This window comes from Mycobacterium sp. (genome assembly GCF_049802695.1).
Taxonomy (GTDB): domain Bacteria; phylum Actinomycetota; class Actinomycetes; order Mycobacteriales; family Mycobacteriaceae; genus Mycobacterium.
The window spans coordinates 1-19,391 of sequence record NZ_JBARMY010000101.1 but is presented as its reverse complement, the minus strand read 5'-3'; the positions used below and the strand labels follow the sequence as shown (position 1 = coordinate 19,391).

Below are 19,391 nucleotides of genomic sequence, written 5' to 3'. Positions count from 1 at the left end.
CGAGAAGCGTGACCGCCGATCGGACAGATCACCTGGGCAGAAGCGATGCCATGGCTCCGGTGGGCTTGGTCTGCCTGGACGTCTCGAAAGAGACCACATGTGACGGTCTCAAAAGATAGTCGCAGGTCGGTGTTACCAATCAGCGCCGCGAAGCAGAGGGTGTGCGGCATTTGGTGGCGCGCTACCTAGACATTCACGCGGGAGTCAGCAGGAATCCCAGTCCGAGCAAAAACTGGCTACGAGATTAAGTACAACCGAGCAGACGCTACCGGTCTCGGGGGTTCGGCTGACACGAGTCGGACGGCTCTCCTAATGAAAAGGAGCGCCGTCCGAAGCACCAACCACCTGGTTACCAAGCGTGCGTGATGGCGCGGTCAAATGTGGCCTCGGCGTCAGGAGAAGTTTCCCGCCTGACGCAAGCCCACCGCGCTGTGCCCAGTTGATGGGCTTTGCTTCGCGTGGGTGCCTAGTGATCGTGCTGGGCGCCACAGCCGAGAGGAGGAATCTTTTCTTCCGGTCCGACCTTGGTCTGCCGTGGATCCGTTATTTGAGTCTACGCCTGTCCAGGTAAACAACAGGAGTTGGGTCGAGCGTTCGACGGGCATCTCGCCACCATCACCAATTCCTGTGCGCGCCAACGACATCGCTGAGCAGATCGAGGCGCGTCTGGCCCCATTCATGTGGAAGGCGATCCTGAACATCAGGGTCCCCATCGCCGAAGACCTGGGCGCGGCGCCGACACCCCTGGTGCTCGCGCAGGTGGAGTGCTAAACCGAAAGGAGCGCAGCCAGCCGACACCCGTCGCGATGACGCGGTGCGGCAACCGACATGTAGGAGGTGGTTGCTGTGCTTCATCCTGATCCATTCCGTGACGTCGACAGACTCGCCGCGCAGCTGCTCGGTACATCGCCCGGATCCGCCCGAGTGCCACTGGCCATGCCGATGGACCTCTACCGCTCCGGTGATCACTACGTGCTTCACGCCGACCTCCCGGGCGTGGACCCAGATTCGGTGGACGTCAGCGTTGATGGCGGCATTCTCACCGTGACGGCACAACGCAGCGAACGCACTGAACACGACGTGCAGTGGCTGAGCTCTGAGCGCTTCACCGGCGGTTACCTGCGTCGCCTGTCCCTCGGTCAGGACATCGACGCCGACAACATCGCCGCCACCTATCAGAACGGGGTGCTGACGGTAACCCTCCCCGTGGCGGCAAGGGCCCAGCCGCGCCGCATCGAGATCAGCCACGAGACACGTGAGGAAACAAAGATCGTCGAGCCCAGCGACTCATCCGACCAGCACACCACGTCCTAACCTCTCTCACCGGCCGGGATCCAGGCGGGTCACGCCGGGCCGCAACACTCCCTGATTTGTCACGCCTCGAAAATAGACTGACTCGTTGTCTTCAGGTTGGTTGGGACGTCGATGATGGTCGCGATTCTGCCAGCCCGCCGTCCTGGCTAAGCTCGTGCTGAGCTGCCGGTACGGGCGCACAATTGAGGGGTCCGTGTGAAACCTGGGGAGCTGCGATGAGCGAGCAACCGTACGACTTTTTCGGCGAGATCTTCCAGCGGTACTTCAGACCCGCGATCGACGCATATCCGCGAATGGGTGGATTACTCGTCGAAAGATTACTCACGCTGACTGACGACGTCCCCGATAGATTGGCACAGACCCGTTGCGCCGCAACGGCATGGGCCAAAGCCGAAACCCCGAACGCCAGGATCACCTCGGAACTCTTCGTGATCACCCAGCACGGACTGATGTATGCCGCCGGGTTGAACGAGTCGCGCCGGGCACTGTATTACCTGGCCACTCCGCCCGCATTGTTCGATCCGTTCGTCGATCAGATCGACACCGCCGAACTGCGTGAGGGCACGGTAGTCGTAGTGGACAGCCGGTTCGGCCGCGACCTCGCATCCGCGCATCCGATGGACGCCGCGCTGCGCCGGATACTCGATGAGCACCTGGCGCTGCGGGTAGACCTGCCTGCGTAGCTATTCCTTCGCCGTGGTCTGGTCATCGCTCAAGACAGCGGCAACCGCTTCACCGAGTCACACCTGCCCTCATTCTGGTCCGCCAGGAGGCCGACCACGGCGACACGGCGTCCGCGTTCGATCACCTCACTCTGGCCATCCGCAATCTCCACGACTGAGGCAACACCAACTTGATGCGCAACCCTCTGGCTATCCTCGCCTCTCTTTCCGACTGGCTCGGACGCTGCGGAAGCGGCGCCACCATCGCCGGTTTCGCGGTCAATCCCCTCACCGCACTGGCGTTTCCTGAAATCACACCTCAATCGCACGCCTATGCGATGTACTCGGCGAACAGACATACGAACCGCTCGCCCGGAAGGGCGAAACGATCGCCACCACCGCCGTGGCCGCATACGCATACGACCAATCGACCAGGCCCGAGCACAACTGGACGCCGTCTCAGGCACTCGCGTCGGTTGGGAGGAAGCGCAACCGCTCGCGCATAGATTGCGCCACAAGGCTATGCGGAAGGAGCCCATGAAACCTTTGTTGTGCACGCCGGCGATGCAGAGGTCGAAGTTTGGTCGGGATCCCGAATGCAGTTCGGTGGGGATGAGCTGCCTGCAATAACCTGCGTGATTCATCGGATGAATCGACTACTACTCGTGGGTCAGATAACCGGCTCTTCGTAATTCAGAGTGCATTCGCCGTGGTGTGGAGCGCGCCGCGGTGGAGCAGTGAGCAATGCGGTAGTGGGTGAGGTTGCGGAATCCGAGCAGACGACGCCGCTATCGTGCCAGGCACCGATCGCGCCATCACCTGCCGTCGGCGATTGGCGCTCAGTGGACTGAAGCACTAATTTCTCTGGGATGATGTTCTCAGCTGCTGGTGCAGTCGGGCGGTGGATCGCGCCCTTTCTAACGGTTGCGGCCGTGGCCGGCATAAGTTTTCTTACCGACCAGGTGCAGGTGGCTCCCGCCCCGGCGATGCGCTTGGTCGATGAGGCCAACCCGTTGGCCGGCATGCCCTTCTACGTCAATCCCGCCTCGGCGGCTATGCGCGCCGCGCAGCATGCCGATCCGCCGAGTCCGGAGTTGACCGCCATCGCCAACACGCCGCAGGCGTACTGGATCGTCCCAGGCTCTTCGGCAGCAACGGTGGCGAAATACACCGGTGACGCGCAGGCTGCTGGCGCCATCCCGGTTCTGACGCTTTATGGAATCCCTCACCGCGACTGTGGCAGTTTTGCTGCGGGTGGCTTGGCGACGGCCGACGACTACCGCGGGTGGATCGACGGCATTGCATCCGGCGTCGGTGCTTCGCGGGCGGCGGTCATCGTCGAACCGGATGCCCTCGCCATGGCCGACTGTCTGTCATCTGACCAGCGCCAAGAACGCTTCGACTTGATTCGCTACGCGGTCGACACGTTGACGCGCAATCCGGCCGCGGCCGTGTACGTGGACGGTGGTCACTTGCGCTGGCATAGCCCCGAGGACATGGCCGACCGGCTCAACAAGGTCGGTGTCGACCGCGCGCGGGGTTTCAGCCTCAACACTGCGAACTTCTTCACCACCGAGGACGAAATCGGCTACGGCGAGGCGATTTCCGGGCTCACGAACGGTTCGCACTATGTGATCGACACGTCGCGCAACGGCGTCGGACCAGCGCCCGATTCCGGGCTCAACTGGTGCAACCCCAGCGGCCGAGCACTGGGCACTTCGCCTACCGCGGCTACCGGGGGCGCGCACGCCGACGCTTACTTGTGGATAAAACGGCCCGGTGAATCCGACGGAACGTGCGGAAAAGGTGATCCGCCGGCGGGCACTTTCGTGAGTCAGTACGCCATCGATCTGACCCGCAAGGCGGGCCAGTAGGAGGGCCTCGCGCCCAACCCCGCCGTCGGCAGACGTCAGCGTTCGGAGCTGCGGCGCGCTAACGGCCCCCGGCGTTCAGCCGCTGCACATGCATGATTGGCGAGGTAGGCGAGGTCAGCTCGCAGAGCCATCGATAGTTGCGTTGGGCGGCAGCGGGGACCGCGGGTGATCGGTAGTTGGCCCCGGTGTGCCCAGGGAGAGCCGTTTCGGATTCAATCGAGGGTCAGCGACGGCCACGCCGCCAACTCTCCGGGGCGTGAGGTGTCCTTGAGGTCTACCCCGGAGCGGCCGAGACGCCGCGCACCCTCGACCAAGCCCGCCACCACGCGCGCGGCGGCGGCGTAGCCCAGACCTTCGGGCGGATGGATGTTGGAGATGCAATTGCGGTTGGCGTCGGTGCAACCCGCTCGCGGCAGGTGGGTGAGGTAGATGCCCAGGCTGTCGGCGACCGATAGGCCCGGCCGTTCTCCGATGACAACAATCAGCGTTCGCACGCCCATGCGCGCGCCGATGTGATCGCCAAGCGCGACCCGTGCCTGCGTGGCGATCACGGGCGCGGCGATCGAATAGCGCTCACCCAGCGTGGTCGCCAACGCGGTCAGCACACCTATGCCGTGACGGGCCAGGGCTCGCGGAGACAGCCCGTCGGCCAGGACCACACCGATATCAGCCGCGCCGGCCGGCACCGGCTCCAAGTCGGCGGGCGACCGGCCTAGGTCAGGGCGGCGCAGATACTCGCCGCGGCTGCTGGCCTGACTGGCGACCACCACGGGGTCACCGATGCCGACCCCAGCCACCGTGGCCGCGAACGCTGGCACATCGAGCGGGATGTGCACGGCGTCGCGCGCGGCCGCATGAGCGACGTTGAATTCCAGCACGCGGGTGGTCGGCAGCGCGTTGCCGGCACAACCAAGGCCGATGCGGGATTGCGTCGTCAACCGCAGTCGGCCCCAAAAGTCTTGCGCCGCAGGACTACTCACAAACCGACCTTGTCGGTCAGTGCACGAAGCGGCGATTGGTCGACGTCGACCGTCAGCACCCGTCCCGCCGCGTCGCTCATTCCCAGGCCGCGCAGCCAGGCCTCGAACTCCGGTGCGGGCCGCAGCCCCAGCACCTGGCGTGCGTACAGCACGTCATGGAAGGACAAACTCTGGTAGCCCAGCATGACGTCATCGGCACCCGGCACCGCAATGACGAACGCCACCCCGGCCGCGCCCAGCAGTGTCAGCAGGGTGTCCATATCGTCTTGATCGGCCTCGGCATGGTTGGTGTAGCACACGTCGACACCCATCGGCAGGCCCAGCAGCTTGCCGCAGAGGTGATCCTCCAGGCCCGCGCGAACGATCTGTTTGCCGTCGTAAAGGTATTCGGGTCCGATGAATCCGACCACGGTGTTGACCAGCAGCGGTTCCAGGTCCCGCGCGACCGCATAGGCTCTGGCTTCCAGCGTCTGCTGGTCGACGGGTTGTCCGCCCATGCCCAGGTGCGCACCCGCACTCAGCGCCGACCCCTGCCCGGTTTCCAGATACATCACGTTGTCGCCTACGGTGCCTCGATGCAGCGACCGGCCGGCCTCCAAACCCTGACGCAGCAGGGCAACGTCGACGCCGAATGCCGAGTTGGCAGGCTCCGTGCCGGCGACCGACTGGAACACCAAATCGACTGGGGCGCCCCGTTCGATCAGCTCGATCGTCGTGGTGACATGCGACAACACACACGACTGCACCGGGATCGCATAGCGCACGCGGATCTCATCGAGGAGGGCGAGCAGCTCCGTTGTGGCCTTCACCGAATCGGTTGCCGGATTGATCCCGATCACCGCGTCGCCGCACCCCAGCAACAAACCGTCCAGTATCGCCGCGGCGATCCCGCGGGGGTCGTCGGTGGGGTGATTGGGCTGTAGCCGAGTGGCCAGCGTGCCGGGTAGGCCGATGGTGGTGCGGAAGGCCGATGTCACCGTCATCGCGCGAGCGACGGCAATAAGGTCCTGGTTGCGCATAATCTTGGTGACCGCCGCGGCCATCTCCGGGGTTAACGCTGGACCGATCGCGGCGATCGCCTCGGCCGCTCTCAACCGATCGGGGCCAGCGGAGGCGTCCAGCAGCCACTCCCGCAGCCCACCGACCGTCAGGTGGGAGATTCGCTGAAAAGCCACCCGATCGTGGCCGTCAATGATGAGGCGCGTGACTTCGTCGTCCTCGTAGGGGACAACCATCTCCTCGAGGAACACATCTAGCGGGGTGTCGGCCAACCCCCACTGGGCGGCCGCGCGCTCTGTGTCCGAGGACGCGGCGCAGCCGGCCAGTTCGTCGCCAGACCGCAGCGGCGTGGCCTTGGCCATCAATTCGACCAAGCCGTTGAAGCGGTATGTCACACCACCAACCCTCGCGGTGTGCTGCTTCAACCGTGGGCCAGTCATCCGGCCAATTTTACGTCGACATAGGCGCGGACCACGCGTTCGCGGAAGTGTTCGACGGATCCCACACCGTCGCAGTCACTTTGGCGACTGGACTGACCTCCGGTTAGCCGCCGACGTTACGGACCGCGACGTCGAGGCTTTCCGCTTGCTCGGCTAGTTCGCGATCGGACAAGTCAGCTCTGCCGGTCCGCGCGATGACCTCTTCGCGTGAGGCCACCCGAAGTGCGCCGCGGTAGGCCGGGGATGTCAATTCTTGGGCCGAAAGAATTTCGGTGTGACCCTCGATCAGCACCAGCACTGCATCTGTATCGCCGGCGCCAAGCAGTCGCCGCACATCGTCGGCCGCAATACTCATGACGGCGGCCTTTGGTGCGCTCTTGCAGTCGGCTGGCGCCAACGCCCACGAGCGTCGCTCATCAAAGAACACCGCCTTTCCTCTACCCGAGTAGCTATGCCCCTTCACGCGCGCTCCTAAGCGCGGTTGACTGCGGATGCCGGCGCGGGCAAGCAACACGGCACGAACCAACGACCACAGGTACATTCATCCAATGCCCAAGAGCTTTCGAGTTCGCTCGGCTGACGTCCAGGCACTTCACAGTTCCACGCGGCCATGAGCGGGTACAGGCTCGCAATGAATGTGTGTGAGCTTCCCGCCGTCGCGCTGAGCGCAGTCCCCCTGCCCCCAGCTTGGTCCCTGCGCGGGGCTCACGCGTCGACGTCGCTGCGGCTGGCGTGATGGTGCCGCCCGGTGGGCCTGAGCCCGGGCCGCGCCGCCAGCTGACCGGCCTCTCGGACGTACGCGCGTTCTTTCACACCAACGCCGTACCGCTGTACTTCATCTCGCCGACCCCGTTCAACCTGCTGGGCATCGACCGCTGGGTACGGAACTTCACCTACCTGACCTACTTCGACTCGTTCGAAGGCGCACACCCGCGCGTATTCGTGCCCCGACGGCGCGACCGCATCGATTTCGGCTCCATGGGGGATGTATGCAACCACCTCCTGCGTGATCCGGAGACACTGGAGTTTATCGAGAACCGAGGGCCCGGTGGTAAAGCCTGCTTCGTGATGCTTGACGAGGAAACCCAGGCCCTCGCGCGCCAGGCGGGGCTCGAGGTCATGCACCCCCCGGTGGAGCTGCGGAATCGCCTCGGCTCCAAGATCGTCATGACGCGCCTGGCCGACGAGGCGGGCGTGCCGAGCGTGCCGCACGCAATCGGGCGGGCCGGCTCCTACGACGAGCTGTCGGCGCTCGCGCAGGATGCTGAATTGGGGGATGACCTCGTCGTCGAGGCCGCTTATGGCGCCGCCGGCAGCGGGACGTTCTTTGTGCGCGGTCAGCGTGACTGGGACGATCACGCGGCTGACCTGGCAGGCCAAGAAGTCAAAGTCATGAAGCGCATCCGCAATGTCGAGGTGTGCATCGAGGGCGCCGTGACGCGCCACGGCACCGTGATCGGCCCCGCGATGACCAGTCTCGTCGGTCACCCGGAGCTGACTTCAGGTAGAGGCAGCTGGTGCGGCAATGACATCTGGCGCGAGGTGCTGCCGCCCGAACAGACACACGCCGCGCGCGAGATGGTGCGAAAGCTGGGCGACGTCCTGAGCCGCGAAGGGTACCGCGGCTACTTCGAGGTGGACCTGTTGCACGACCTGGACTCCGATCAGCTCTACCTCGGCGAGCTGAATCCGCGCTTGAGCGGCGCCAGCCCGATGACGAACTTGACCACCGAGGCCTACGCCGACATGCCGCTGTTCCTCTTCCACCTGCTCGAGTACATGGACGTGGACTACGAACTCGACATCGACGAGATCAACTCGCGTTGGGAGCGGGGCTATGGCGAAGAGGAGGTCTGGGGTCAGATGATAATTAGTGAGACCTCACAGGATGTCGAGCTCTTCACGGCGACTCCACGCACAGGTGTCTGGCGCATCAACGACGACGCGCGTGTCTCCTTTGCGCGCCGCGACAGCGACTGGGACTCGCTGATCGACGGATCCGAGGCCTTCTACATGCGTATCGCCGCGCCCGGCGACTTACGCTGCGAGGGCGCCCAACTCGGCGTGCTCGTGACCCGCGGACACCTGCAGACCGACGACTACCAGCTCACGGAGCGCTGCCGGCGCTGGGTCGAAGGCATTAAGGCGCACTTCACCTCAACACCCCTGACGTCGGCCACGCCGCTCGTCTCGCGGCTCGTCGCCCGAGCGTGAGCAGCGGCCGCGTCCCGGCCGGTATCACATTGGACAACTGGCTGTCGCCGCCGTATTCGCATTGGTCATTTCAGCACGTCGAAGAGATGGTGCCGACCGCACTGATCTCGCGCGGGACTGGGCCGGCCGTGGCGTTGCCAGCTGCCAGTGCTCCGCTGGCCGAGATCGCGGTGAGAAGCACTGATGGGGCGGCCACCACCGTTGGCGCGGTGATGGCCAGCACCGCTACCGACGGGTGGGCCGTCGCCTACCGCGGGTCGATGGTGGCCGAGGAGTACCTCGACGGCCTGCGGCCCCAGACCAGGCACCTGCTGTTCTCGGTCAGCAAGACGCTGGTGGCAGCCGTCATCGGCGCGCTGCACGGGGCGGGTGCAATCGAGCTTGACGCGGCGGTGACGGCATTCGTTCCCGCCTTGGCGAATTGCGGCTACGCCGGTGCGACGGTGCGCCATCTGCTGGACATGAGGTCGGGTATCGCCTTTACAGAGGACTATGTCGACCCGGCCGCGGACGTAAACCTGCTAGATCAGGTGATGGGCTGGGCGCCCAAGCGCAGCCCGGACGTCCCCTGCACGCTGCGCGACTTCCTGCTGACCTTGCGGCAGAAGTCAGCTCACGGCGGCCCGTTTGAATACCGCTCATGTGAAACCGATGTACTGGGCTGGATCTGCGAGGTCGTCGGCGGCCAGCGGATGCCTCAACAGATGTCGGAATTGTTGTGGAGCCGCATTGGTGCTCAATGTGACGCCACCATTGGCGTAGACACCACTGGCACCGGATTTTTCGATGGCGGCATCAACGCCTGTCTTACCGACATGATCCGGTTCGGATCGCTGTTTTTGCGCGACGGTGTCTCGTTGAACGGCCAGCAAGTGGTGCCGGCGGCGTGGATCGCCGACACCCTCAATGGCGGTCCCGACTCGCGTCAGGCGTTCGCCGCCAGCCCCGACGACACCGAATTGCCGGGCGGGATGTACCGCAACCAAGTGTGGTTCCCCTACCCGGGCAGCAACGTCGTGTTGTGCTTGGGCATGCGCGGCCAGATGATTTACGTCAATCGCGCCGCAGAGATGGTCGCCGCCAAGTTATCCACCCAGCAGCACTCCCGTGAGCCGCACATGTTGGCCACGCTGCGCGCCTTCGATGCGGTGGCAGGCGAACTGGCTGGAATCAGTAGTTAGCCCGTGGTTCAGCTGACCGCTGTCCACCAGCGGATTGACCGTTACAAATTAATCGCCAAGGTGCCCATGCTCACCGGCGGCTCGGTTGGCCCGCACTGTGCGCCGGCAGCGGCAGCTCCAATGCACTCCCCATCCACGAAGCGGTGGGCAACGCCGCCTCCCTTGAACTGGAGTGGCTTGCGATCCGTCGCAGCTAGACGCTTCTCGACGTCACTGTCAGCGTCGGCCTCAGGTTTGTGCGCCGCCACCGGCCCCCAGTGTTCGCTGCATGTCGGATTTCATGGCCGCCAGCTGCGCGTTCCAGTAGCCCCAACTGTGGACGCCGTTGCTGTCGATATTGAAGGTCGCGTTGTGACCGCCGGCCGCGGTGTAGGCGTTTTGAAATGCGACGTTGCTTTGCAAGATCACCTGCTCGATGACTTGGCCCGGTAAGCTGCCCTGGCCGATGTTTTCTGACGGTGTTCCGTTGCCGCTGTAGATCCACAGGCGGGTGTTGTTGCCGGCCAGCCGGCCAGCCTGCACCGTGGGGTCGTTGCGCTGCCAGCCGGGGCCACCGGTCGGTCCCCACATGTCCTCGGGGTTGAAACCGCCTTCGTCGTTCATCGCGAGCTTGATGTATGTCGGCCCGGTGCCCGCAGAGGGGTTCAGCAAGGCCGATAGCGAGCTGGCGTAGGTGAATTGGCCTGGGTGATAGGCCGCCAACGTCAACGCTGATGATCCCGACATGGACACACCCACCACCGCATTGCGGCTCGACCGCACGCCGCGGCTGGCCAGGTACCCCGGCAGCTCGCTGGTCAAGAAGGTTTCCCACTTGTAGGTTTGGCCATTGGCCGAGCCGTACCAGTCGGCGTAGAAGCTTGAGCGCCCACCGACCGGCGCCACCACCGATATGCCCGAGCCGGCGTACTCGTCGAACGCATTGGTTTCGATATCCCAGCCGCTGCGGTCATCGCGGGCGCGCAAGCCGTCGAGCAGGTAAACCGCTGGCGCTCCGCCGCTCTGAAACTCCACGGTGATGTTGTGGCCCATCCCCGCCGAGGGCACCTGCAAAAATTCGGGTGCAGCGGCCCGCGCCGCAGGACCACCGTCGACTACGGCAGCTAGCCCCGGCAGGGCAGCGGCCGCGAGAGCAGCGACCTTTAGTCGACCCATCCAACGTTTGTTCTTGCTCATCCCCACTCCTTCCGTTAGAGGGATTGCGCGTTTGCGTCCTTAGCTGCCAGGCCACGCCAATTCGATGACATCGTCCCCTTCCGAGGTGGTCACGCTGTACACAACAGTCATGGTCGCCTCGTTTCCTGGCGATGCGTGGCTTTCCTTAGCCGGACATCGTTGTGTCGCAAGTACTTACATTGGTGTTGTATGTCGCCAAATTGTTGATCGGTAAGCGTCACGATCCAGTCAATAGCGCAAGTCTCCGGGTCCACCGCACGAATCACTGCATCGTTCATGGTCATGCCCCCGTTCGGATGGTGAGCGTGGCCGCGAGCCGGGCGCGCAACACAGAAGCAGAAAGTTTGAAATCGGCACACACACAAAGCGACCGAAACAAGTCAGCATCCGGGCGGCGTCAAATCCCTCGTGCCCCAAACCCAGATCAGGCAACGGCAACAGCCCAGCCAGCTGTGCACTCAACCACCACCCAGACAACGCCCTCCCCGATGACTTGTCAAACGCTGCCGCAGATCAGGAGTTCCTCTGAATCCGCCGACGTGTATTACCCGTGATCAAGCAGAGGTGTGAGCCGCTCCCGGCATGTCCGCAGCCCCTCATGTGCCGGGTTTGATGGTGTCGAATCGCTGAGGGTGGGTGGCGTGGGCTTCCCATCGTGTCGATGATTTGTTGAGCGATGATTCGCGCGGGGGTGTTGCTGGCGTATTCGGCGCTTTTGGACGGGATAACGCTGGCGACACCGGGCGTGCTGCCTCCCGCGGCCACCGCAGACGTCTTGGGTTGACTCGGCCAGATTTCGCCGTAGGTCCTCGCTTTCAACGTTAACTTGGGAGAGCAGTCCGGCTGCCAGATCGATGCCCGATGACTATGCAGCAATCGAATATGCAGGATTATTCGTGAACCACTGCGTTTTCATCTATGAATCACGCCCCGGCTATTTGGCGAGCACGCGTAGCAACGCTTCGTTCACTCCGGCAAGGTCACGATTCATCTCTTTGACGATCGGCCCGGCCGGCTCCGTCTTCTCGGCAATCACGTGGAGGCGGCCGGTGATCGCGCGGAGCTTGGCGTTGACTCGGCCGAGAATGGAGGCAATACGGATCAGATAGGCAGCGACCACCACCACCGCGAGCAGTGCCGCGATGATCGTGACTACGGCGGCTGGGGACATATCAATCGCTCCTCACAGGATACGGGAAACGGCTTCCACATAGCGGGTGAGGCCGGCCCCTGCCCTCTTTACGGCGTCGCGGACCGGTATCAGCTGTTTCACATCGTCGACGGCGACGGCAATACCCCCGGCCTGGTCGTGAACGGTATCGACCTGCTTTCCGACGTCAAGAGCCGAAGTCCTCAGGCGCTGCAAGAGAATCACCACAACAGGTATGACCAGAAGGATGAATATCGCATTCCCGACCCACCACAGTGCCATCGTTCGATGCCTCCTTGCGCTAGCTTCGCTCAACTACGGGGCTGAGCGGTTCCGGGGCCGCCGGCATGCGAGCCGGCCTGCGCCGACTTCGAAGCCATCGATTCAGCCTTCTCCGCCATCGCCGGCGTCACCCTGGCGATGGCGTCCAGTTTCCGGTTTAGGAACGCTGCACCGGCGCCGAGCAGAAGCACGTTCGACTGGATCAACGTGATGCTCCCGCCGCTGACCCGTCCCAGAGCAATGGCGACGGAGCGCAGCCGGCGACTGATCAAGACGATAAACAGCGCCAACACGGCCAACAAGACCACGATCTCAACGACGGTGAGGGTCGCAAGCAGCGCCGTGCTCATCGGGCCTGCAGCCCCAGCAGTTGAGCATGGCGATCTGCCTCGTCTATGACCTCATCCAGGGTGCCCATAATCGTGAGAGCGACCTTGATGTTGCCCGTGTTCTCGCCGACCCCGTGCGCGACGTCATTCAGATGATGCACGCCGTCTTCGATGGACCCGACGATGCGGAGCAGCAGGCCGAGCAGCGTGATCACGGCGACTATCACGACCGCTCCGATAACCAGGATCGCCTGCCAGAACGCGATTTCCGATGAAGTGAGGGCCATGGTCATCGTCCCAATGCTTGTCGAGCGGTCTGAGCGCCCTGAAGGATGCTCTGAAGCGTCTCGTTGGTGCGTCGCAGTTCTACGAGCGGCTCCGTAGTCGACCGTGTCGCCTCGAGCTCACGAGTCGCCGCGCCCACCTGCGCGTTGATCCGAGCTGCAAGCACCAAGAGCACGCTGAGGATGATGACGACGATTACAACGACGACAAGACCGATGATTAAGCCGACCCACCAACCGGCCATTGTTGCCTCCACCCTGCGAAAACGTTCAGCACGCGATTCGCCTGCGAAAAGCAGCCCATATCGCACATGAAGCGTAACTGTCTTTTTGGATCAGCGCGGCCAATTTCGAAACCTACGCGAAATCCCGACTTACGGGAAGGGTGGACGACGTTGGCCAGTAGGTCAGTATGACTGGGTTGGGATACCCAGCGTGGGACGCGATTCGGTCAAGGCCCTAACTTGGTCGACAACATCCGTCCCAAACCCAGGGATGCCAGTCGAATACAACATGGGACCGAATATGCCTGATCACCAGTAAACCCCGTCGCACTCGTTATCACTTTGCCGCAAGTCAGATTTCCGGTTGCCTTTGTGGCATTCAGGATGCCGAGGACTTGGCTTTGGTCGTCGGGGTCGGGTCTAACACGGCAGTCCGCAAACCCGCTGGCACCACCTATCGGGTTCGGGCTCTGCCGGCCCGGTGTCCTCTCCAACGAACGACGCCACCAGGCCCACGCACCCGCTCCCCTGAGTGCGATGGCCCACGAGGTGTCGAATACGGCCGATTCAAATACGGCGGGTTACCAGAAAACTCATTTATTTTCGTACCGAACTGTGCATCAATAGATTTCATGTCTTACCGACCGGCCGATAACATAGCTGAATCGTTTCTGCGCTGGCGCAACCATTTTCGAGCAAGGTCTGCCGTACCCGATGGGCTGCCACGCCGCCATCATGCACCGCTACCGCAATCGAGGAAACGTCCGCTCGAGTCAGTGGACGATGCAGCAGTTCGACGCCGAGACCGTCCTTGCACGTGACCGCGACTGGATCACAACGACTACGACCGCATCGAATTTTGCGGATTAGCATCGCGTCGATCATGCTCTGCGGTTTCGGAAGGCCGCCCATGCCCCCGTGCACCATAGCGCCCAGATCACGAGCAGCGGCTGGAACAGCAGCCGAATGCCGCGGGCGAGGTCGGAGTCGAGCCCGAAGCCGTCTGCATGCGTGACGAATTGGGAGATGTTGCCGGGGAACACCAGAACGAAGAAGATCGCCACGACCCATCCGACCGGTACTCGCCACCGCGTCAGCAGCAGCAGGCTCGCTCCGAGAGCGATTTCCACCACGCCCGAGGCGATCACGACGAAGTCAGCATTCAACGGCAGCCAGGGCGGTACCTGGGCGTAGAAGGCGGTTCGGGCGAAGCTCAGATGACTGACCCCGGCGAATATCAGGAAGGCGCCGAGAATAAGACGCGCGATGCTTCGCGGCAGGGAGGACACGGGTCGATCGACGACTGGCTGACTCATCACCACATCTTCCCCGGCGTGTCAGTGTGTGGTGCGCCGCCGCGAGTCCTTGAGGTCCAAGCGTTCGCCAGAAAGCACAATTCGTGGACTACTCCAGCAGGCTGAACATGGTGCAGCGCAAGCCCAGGGACCCAAGTGATTTTTCTGAATTCGCAGGCAAAAATGTTCGAAGACTGTTCGGCACCACGCTACCGGTTCATTGGCTGAGCAGGTCTTCGGTGAAGGCCTCCTCAGCAAGGTCTTCGAGTCCTTTGCCTTTAGTCTCCGGCCCGGCCAGATACCCGACGAGCGTCAACACCCACAGACCGCTGAGCGCCAGATACGGAGTCTGCAGACCGTAGCGCGTGATAGCCCAACCGACGACCGTCGGAGCGGCGATCGAGACGACGCGTCCGCCGCCGACCGCGACTCCGAAGCCGGTGCCCCGCAACACGGTCGGGAAAAGCTCGGCGATGTAGGTGTCGCCGACGCCCCAAAGCCAGCCAAGGGTAGCGATGGAAATCGCTCCGAAAACCAGATAGCGGGACTGATAGTCGGAGGTCGCTGCTAGGACGGTGGAGACGATCTCGATGAGCGCGGCGAGGATCGCCGAGGGCCGCCGGCCTATCCAGTCAGCAAGTGCGGTCCCGAGGTAGACGAATACAGCTTGCAGAAGAAAAAACATCAGGGCAAAGCGGATCGCGTCGATCGAGGAGGCGTGAAACTTCTGCACCATGTAGGTCGTCAAAAACAGCGTCATACCCCAGTAACCGACCGCGTTGGCGGTATAGACCAGCCAACCGACAATCAGACGTCGCCGTATGCCAGGAAGGTGCCACAGCTTGGGCTTGGCAGCCCCGCCCTGCACTCTCGTCTGCACTTCGGTGTAGCGGTGCGACTCTTTGATGCCCTGCCGGACCAGGAACAAGATGATCGCCGGAACGATCGCCACGATGAACGCCGACTGCCAACCGAAACGCGGCACCAGCGCCAGCGCGACGGCTGCGGCAAGGACATAGCCCAGCGAGAAGAGCGAGAAGATCACTCCGCCGACCCCGATCGCACGGGTCTTCGCGGGCCACACTTCGGCTGTGTAGGGCGCGCCGACGGCAAGTTCCCCGGCGCCCCCCACACCGGTCAAGAAGCGCAGGCCGGTGAAGGCTGCAAGGTTTGTGGTGAACCCGGCCAGTGCGGTGGTGAAGCCGTAGAGCAGGATCGACGCGCCGAGGGTGGCTTTGCGCCCCCAACGGTCGGCGGCGAGGCCGAAGCCCACGGTGCCGACGGTATAGCCGAGTAGAAAGATGGACCCGATGTAACCGGCTTGGGCGTCGGTGATGTGCAAGGTCTTCTTGATCTCCGGCAGCACGAGGCCGTAGATATTGACCGCGTAAGAGTCGAACCCATAGCCGAGTCCCGCCGTAAAAGCGACAAAAAGAGCTTGCTTGAACTTAGCTGGGACAGGCGAAGAGGTCTCCGCTGAGACAGTGTCGGTAGTCGAAGGCACCACCAAAACCGTATGGAGCTTCTGACGTGAGTAGAAGGATCACAATCCCCCTGATCGTAAGAATCGCGCACTGTTCCGGCGGCAATTCGGCGATGGTGGTGGTCATCGACGATGGACGGGCCTCATCGGCTTGCCGGGTGCGCGAGCGTTCGGTAGCTCGCGGTCAACCAGGCCGGTCCGTTGCAGAATTCGTTGCCGATCCACCACACCAGCAAGCCCAATGCGGCAGAGGTATAGAACTCGGCCGCAACGTCGGCGGTCACCTCGGTGCCGGCGCCGCTGAATTGTGGTTGCAGGTGCTTTCGTAGCAGATCGCCGATTAGCCAACGCAGATGGCGCTGGACCAACGCCCCGCCCTGATGGCCGCACAGGGCGCGGTAGATGCGTTGATTTCGGTAGGCGTGCTCGAAGAGCAGTGCTGCGGGCAGGGCGACGTCAATGGAGCTGGTGGCCGGGATATCAGCGAGTTGGCGCTGGAGCTGCCCATGAACCTCGTCGAAGCTGGCCGTGAGCAGCGCTGCTTTGTCTTGGTAGTGAACGTAGAAGGTTGATCGGCCGACGTCGGCCCTATCGAGGATGTCCTGGATGGTGGTCTTCTCGTAGCCCTTCTCGATGACAAGCGAGAGGAATGCATCGTGGAGCAGCTTGCGGGTGCGCCGGACCCGCCGATCCGGCGCCGCGGCCCCAGAATTTCCAGGTTTTCTGACAATTCGTCCGCGATGTTCGGTATCGGACATTTCGCCTCCATTGGTTGTTGACGGAATTACCGGCACAGCTCTTGTATTGAACACGATGTTCGCAAACATACGAAGTGTTTAGCACATTACAACCGAACGGAGAGGTTCATGAGCACACTGCCGATATATGTCTGGGCGATGGTGTTGGTCGGCTTGATCGGCACCACCGCGACCATTTGCGTCATGCTCTGGCGCGGCGCTCTTACCGCCGGCTTCGGTCGCGGTGACGCCGCCCGAGTCACTAGTGCCTTTGCGATCTTTTGGGGCGCTTGGGTGTTGGCTAGCGTGCTACTCGCTCACGCCGAGGTGTATCGGTTCGAGCCGACAAGGCCGGTGCCGTGGCTCCCCGTCGCATTGGTCGGTTCTCTCGCGGCGGTGATCCTGTTCACCCGGATCCCGGTGGTGTCCCGCATCTTGGCCCAACCTGACGGGCTGTGGCGGTTGACGATGCCTCAGATCTTTCGAGTGGTCGGCGTGACCTTTCTGGTTGTGATGGCGTTGGGCACGCTGCCCGCCGTATTCGCGCTTCCTGCTGGGCTGGGCGACATAGCAATTGGGGTCGAGGCCGTGTTCGTCGCGCGCAACCTTCGGCGCGGCGTGGTCGGCCGCCGCGCGGTGTGGTTCAACATCTTGGGCCTTGCTGATCTCGTCGTCGCTCTCGGTCTTGGTTTCGCCGCGGCGCCGGCCGCCGTTCGGCTGCTGTTGGTGTCACCGTCCACCGAGGCGATCTCGCTGCTGCCGCTTGCTCTGATCCCGGCCACCGTGGTCCCGTTGGCATCGGCGCTGCACCTGTTGTCGTTGCGCAAGCTGATGGTCGCGCGCATAACGCGGACTTCCGTCGAACCTGTCGGGAGCTTGATATGACCGAGACAATTCCCCACCTTGTCAACCGGTTGGTCATCGACACCGACGATCCGTTCGATGACGTCCGGCAACGCTATGAATTTCTGGTTCCGACAATCGATTTTGGGGAGCTCACCGATCTGATCGAGGCCGGTGATCTCTCGCGGGTGCGGCAGTACACCGCCGAGCACGCGCCGCATTCGTTCGTCAACTTCTGGACCTTCGACCCGACGCCGATGATGCACCTGGTTGGGCATCGCACTCAGGCAGTTACCTACATGATGGGAAATAACATCATCGTAGAAACAATGTTCCGCCACGACCCCGGCGTGATGCTGTATGCGCCGATGCGGACCGCGATTTACGAAGACACCGCCGGTCGCGTCCATCTCAGCGTCGATCAACCGTCGAGCAGATTCGCCAGCTTCGGCGACTCGCGCATCACCGAGGTCGGTTTGCAGCTGGATGTGAAACTCGCAGCCCTGCTGCACCTGCTCGGTCTGCCGGTGCCCCACGAACTCGAACAGACCTAACACCAGAGAAGACGCGGAACCGACCCCTGGAATCGCTGACCGTCCGACACCAAGAACGGCAAGCCGCGTCACCTCTGGCCGAAGCAAGTACCCGATCGGCAGGCCGTCGGTTCCGAATGGAGTAGACATGAAAGACACCCCTATCCAAGCCCAGTACTCGACTGCGCTATCGCGGCACAACATTGAGCTGGCCCTCATTGCCGCCGGAAAGGACTTGAACCACCTTCAGCCCGCGGATCTCGCGCTGCTCGAGGACTTTCACGCGATGGGTCGCATTGCCACAAGCCAGCTGGTGGATCTGACCGGGATCAGACCCGAGAATCGGGTGCTCGACGCGGGCAGCGGGATCGGCGGTACCGCCCGCTTCGTCGCCGAGCGGTGTCGGTGCAGGGTCACCGCGGTCGATCTGACCGAGGAGTACTGCGAAACGGCCCTTTGGCTCAATCAGCTTGTCGGGCTGGACGACCAGGTTTCGGTCCAACAAGCAGACGTCACCGAACTGCCCTTCCCCGACGAAAGCTTCCAGGTGGTGTTGAGCCAGCATGTTCAGATGAACGTGGCCGACAAAACCCGCCTCTACCAGGAGGCACGCCGGGTACTGGTCGACGGGGGCCGGCTCGCCATGTGGGACATCACATCTGGCGGGCGCGACGACCCCAACTACCCACTGCCGTGGGCCGACCAACCCGAGCTCACTCATCTGGCCACTTCCGACCAGTTGCACGCTGTCGTGGAGTCCTCAGGATTCGCAGTCGAGCACTGGAAGGATCTCACCGACGAGGCAGCGTCGACGATGCAGATGTTCCTGACGCTGCCCCTCAATCCGCTCGGACTGCACGCCTTCGTCCCAGACTTCGCCGAGAAAGCGCACAACCTCACCATTGCCCTCACCGACGGACGACTCCGAGCTGTCCAAGCCGTCGCACACGCAATCACCCATTAACTGCGCAGAGGCCGGGATGGAAATACGCAGGGACAGCACTTTTGCTGCCGCTGCAGCCCCGCACGCAGCACAACGAACTAGCCTCGTGATGCCGTCATCACTGTAATCGGCTTGCGAGCAACGAATATAGAGCGTGCTAACCCGCGGGACGCACGTTGCGAGCGGGGGCGAGTCGGCAGGAGGTGGTGCCGGTTTCGATGATCTGCCCGGCGAACGTCAACCTGTCCACAATGGCCGCGCATAGCCGGGTGTCGGCGAATGTCCTTGTCCAAGAAGCAAACGGCTCCAGCCGGCCCCCTCGAGGGCACAAATCCGTCACTCGACGCCGTCGTCGCCGATGGTACTCGGACATTCAATCACCGGTTTAATTGCGACAATGGGCGGCGCTCGACTCCCCGACCGGTGGCCACTTTTGCACTGATCCGGG

Annotated in this window: 20 protein-coding genes and 1 pseudogene; 9 read left to right on the top strand and 12 right to left on the bottom strand. The window is 63.0% G+C overall.

The window, feature by feature from the left end:
* Window positions 1-627: 627 nt before the first annotated feature.
* The 4 genes from WA317_RS03800 to WA317_RS03785 all read left to right on the top strand — a co-directional run bounded on the left by WA317_RS03800 (window position 628) and on the right by WA317_RS03785 (window position 3,850).
* Window positions 628-771, top strand: coding sequence for a hypothetical protein (locus tag WA317_RS03800; protein WP_425171771.1), 144 nt, complete (start codon window positions 628-630; stop codon window positions 769-771).
* Window positions 772-846: 75 nt separating this feature from the next.
* Window positions 847-1,314, top strand: coding sequence for an Hsp20/alpha crystallin family protein (locus WA317_RS03795; RefSeq protein WP_425171770.1), 468 nt, complete (start codon window positions 847-849; stop codon window positions 1,312-1,314).
* 215 nt (window positions 1,315-1,529) lie between these two features.
* Window positions 1,530-1,997 (top strand): glucose-6-phosphate dehydrogenase, encoded by a 468-nt coding sequence (locus WA317_RS03790; protein ID WP_425171769.1) that lies wholly within the window; start codon window positions 1,530-1,532, stop codon window positions 1,995-1,997.
* 848 nt (window positions 1,998-2,845) lie between these two features.
* Window positions 2,846-3,850 carry a glycoside hydrolase family 6 protein gene (locus WA317_RS03785; protein WP_425171768.1) on the top strand — a complete coding sequence of 335 codons (1,005 nt, stop codon included), beginning with the start codon at window positions 2,846-2,848 and terminating at the stop codon, window positions 3,848-3,850.
* 212 nt (window positions 3,851-4,062) lie between these two features.
* On the opposite strand, the gene eutC is transcribed toward WA317_RS03785, so the two are convergent.
* From eutC to WA317_RS03770, 3 genes are all read right to left on the bottom strand, one after another.
* Complete coding sequence (eutC, locus tag WA317_RS03780; protein WP_425171767.1) at window positions 4,063-4,830, bottom strand: ethanolamine ammonia-lyase subunit EutC; 768 nt, start codon at window positions 4,828-4,830, stop codon at window positions 4,063-4,065.
* Window positions 4,827-6,269, bottom strand: a complete 1,443-nt coding sequence (locus WA317_RS03775) for an ethanolamine ammonia-lyase subunit EutB (RefSeq protein WP_425171766.1) — start codon at window positions 6,267-6,269, stop codon at window positions 4,827-4,829. The genes eutC and WA317_RS03775 overlap by 4 nt, the downstream gene beginning before the upstream one ends.
* Window positions 6,270-6,372: 103 nt before the next feature.
* Window positions 6,373-6,624 (bottom strand): hypothetical protein, encoded by a 252-nt coding sequence (locus WA317_RS03770; protein WP_425171765.1) that lies wholly within the window; start codon window positions 6,622-6,624, stop codon window positions 6,373-6,375.
* Between the two features lie 380 nt (window positions 6,625-7,004).
* Here WA317_RS03770 and WA317_RS03765 point away from each other — a divergent pair, with 380 nt between their 5' ends.
* Both WA317_RS03765 and WA317_RS03760 read left to right on the top strand, forming a co-directional pair.
* Window positions 7,005-8,483, top strand: a complete 1,479-nt coding sequence (locus WA317_RS03765) for a biotin carboxylase (protein ID WP_425171764.1) — start codon at window positions 7,005-7,007, stop codon at window positions 8,481-8,483.
* Between the two features lie 29 nt (window positions 8,484-8,512).
* A complete protein-coding gene (locus WA317_RS03760) occupies window positions 8,513-9,664 on the top strand; it encodes a serine hydrolase domain-containing protein (RefSeq protein ID WP_425171773.1) in 1,152 nt (383 codons plus the stop codon).
* A 228-nt stretch (window positions 9,665-9,892) separates the two neighbouring features.
* On the opposite strand, the gene WA317_RS03755 is transcribed toward WA317_RS03760, so the two are convergent.
* From WA317_RS03755 to WA317_RS03720, 8 genes are all read right to left on the bottom strand, one after another.
* Window positions 9,893-10,840, bottom strand: a complete 948-nt coding sequence (locus WA317_RS03755; RefSeq protein WP_425171763.1) for an esterase family protein — start codon at window positions 10,838-10,840, stop codon at window positions 9,893-9,895.
* A gap of 934 nt (window positions 10,841-11,774) precedes the next feature.
* On the bottom strand, window positions 11,775-12,011 hold the full coding sequence (locus WA317_RS03750) for a hypothetical protein (RefSeq protein ID WP_425171762.1): 237 nt from the start codon (window positions 12,009-12,011) through the stop codon (window positions 11,775-11,777).
* Between the two features lie 12 nt (window positions 12,012-12,023).
* On the bottom strand, window positions 12,024-12,272 hold the full coding sequence (locus WA317_RS03745) for a hypothetical protein (RefSeq protein WP_425171761.1): 249 nt from the start codon (window positions 12,270-12,272) through the stop codon (window positions 12,024-12,026).
* Between the two features lie 29 nt (window positions 12,273-12,301).
* The gene (locus tag WA317_RS03740) at window positions 12,302-12,622 is read right to left on the bottom strand and encodes a hypothetical protein (RefSeq protein WP_425171760.1); all 321 of its coding nucleotides are present in this window, start codon (window positions 12,620-12,622) and stop codon (window positions 12,302-12,304) included.
* On the bottom strand, window positions 12,619-12,894 hold the full coding sequence (locus tag WA317_RS03735; RefSeq protein ID WP_425171759.1) for a hypothetical protein: 276 nt from the start codon (window positions 12,892-12,894) through the stop codon (window positions 12,619-12,621). The genes WA317_RS03740 and WA317_RS03735 overlap by 4 nt, the downstream gene beginning before the upstream one ends.
* 1,096 nt (window positions 12,895-13,990) lie before the next feature.
* Window positions 13,991-14,425, bottom strand: coding sequence for a DoxX family protein (locus tag WA317_RS03730; protein ID WP_425171772.1), 435 nt, complete (start codon window positions 14,423-14,425; stop codon window positions 13,991-13,993).
* Between the two features lie 196 nt (window positions 14,426-14,621).
* On the bottom strand, window positions 14,622-15,908 hold the full coding sequence (locus tag WA317_RS03725; protein ID WP_425171758.1) for an MFS transporter: 1,287 nt from the start codon (window positions 15,906-15,908) through the stop codon (window positions 14,622-14,624).
* 122 nt (window positions 15,909-16,030) lie between these two features.
* Complete coding sequence (locus tag WA317_RS03720) at window positions 16,031-16,714, bottom strand: TetR/AcrR family transcriptional regulator (RefSeq protein WP_425171757.1); 684 nt, start codon at window positions 16,712-16,714, stop codon at window positions 16,031-16,033.
* A gap of 39 nt (window positions 16,715-16,753) precedes the next feature.
* Here WA317_RS03720 and WA317_RS03715 point away from each other — a divergent pair, with 39 nt between their 5' ends.
* From WA317_RS03715 to WA317_RS03705, 3 genes are all read left to right on the top strand, one after another.
* Window positions 16,754-17,509, top strand: a complete 756-nt coding sequence (locus WA317_RS03715) for a hypothetical protein (RefSeq protein WP_425171756.1) — start codon at window positions 16,754-16,756, stop codon at window positions 17,507-17,509.
* Window positions 17,506-18,021 (top strand): DUF302 domain-containing protein, encoded by a 516-nt coding sequence (locus tag WA317_RS03710; RefSeq protein WP_425171755.1) that lies wholly within the window; start codon window positions 17,506-17,508, stop codon window positions 18,019-18,021. Before WA317_RS03715 ends, WA317_RS03710 begins: the two co-directional genes overlap by 4 nt.
* 127 nt (window positions 18,022-18,148) lie before the next feature.
* Window positions 18,149-18,964: a class I SAM-dependent methyltransferase gene (locus WA317_RS03705; RefSeq protein WP_425171754.1), complete on the top strand. Its 816-nt coding sequence runs from the start codon at window positions 18,149-18,151 to the stop codon at window positions 18,962-18,964.
* A gap of 136 nt (window positions 18,965-19,100) precedes the next feature.
* On the opposite strand, the pseudogene WA317_RS03700 reads toward WA317_RS03705, so the two are convergent.
* A pseudogene (locus tag WA317_RS03700) lies at window positions 19,101-19,250 on the bottom strand (ATP-binding protein); the annotation flags it as partial.
* Window positions 19,251-19,391 lie beyond the last annotated feature (141 nt).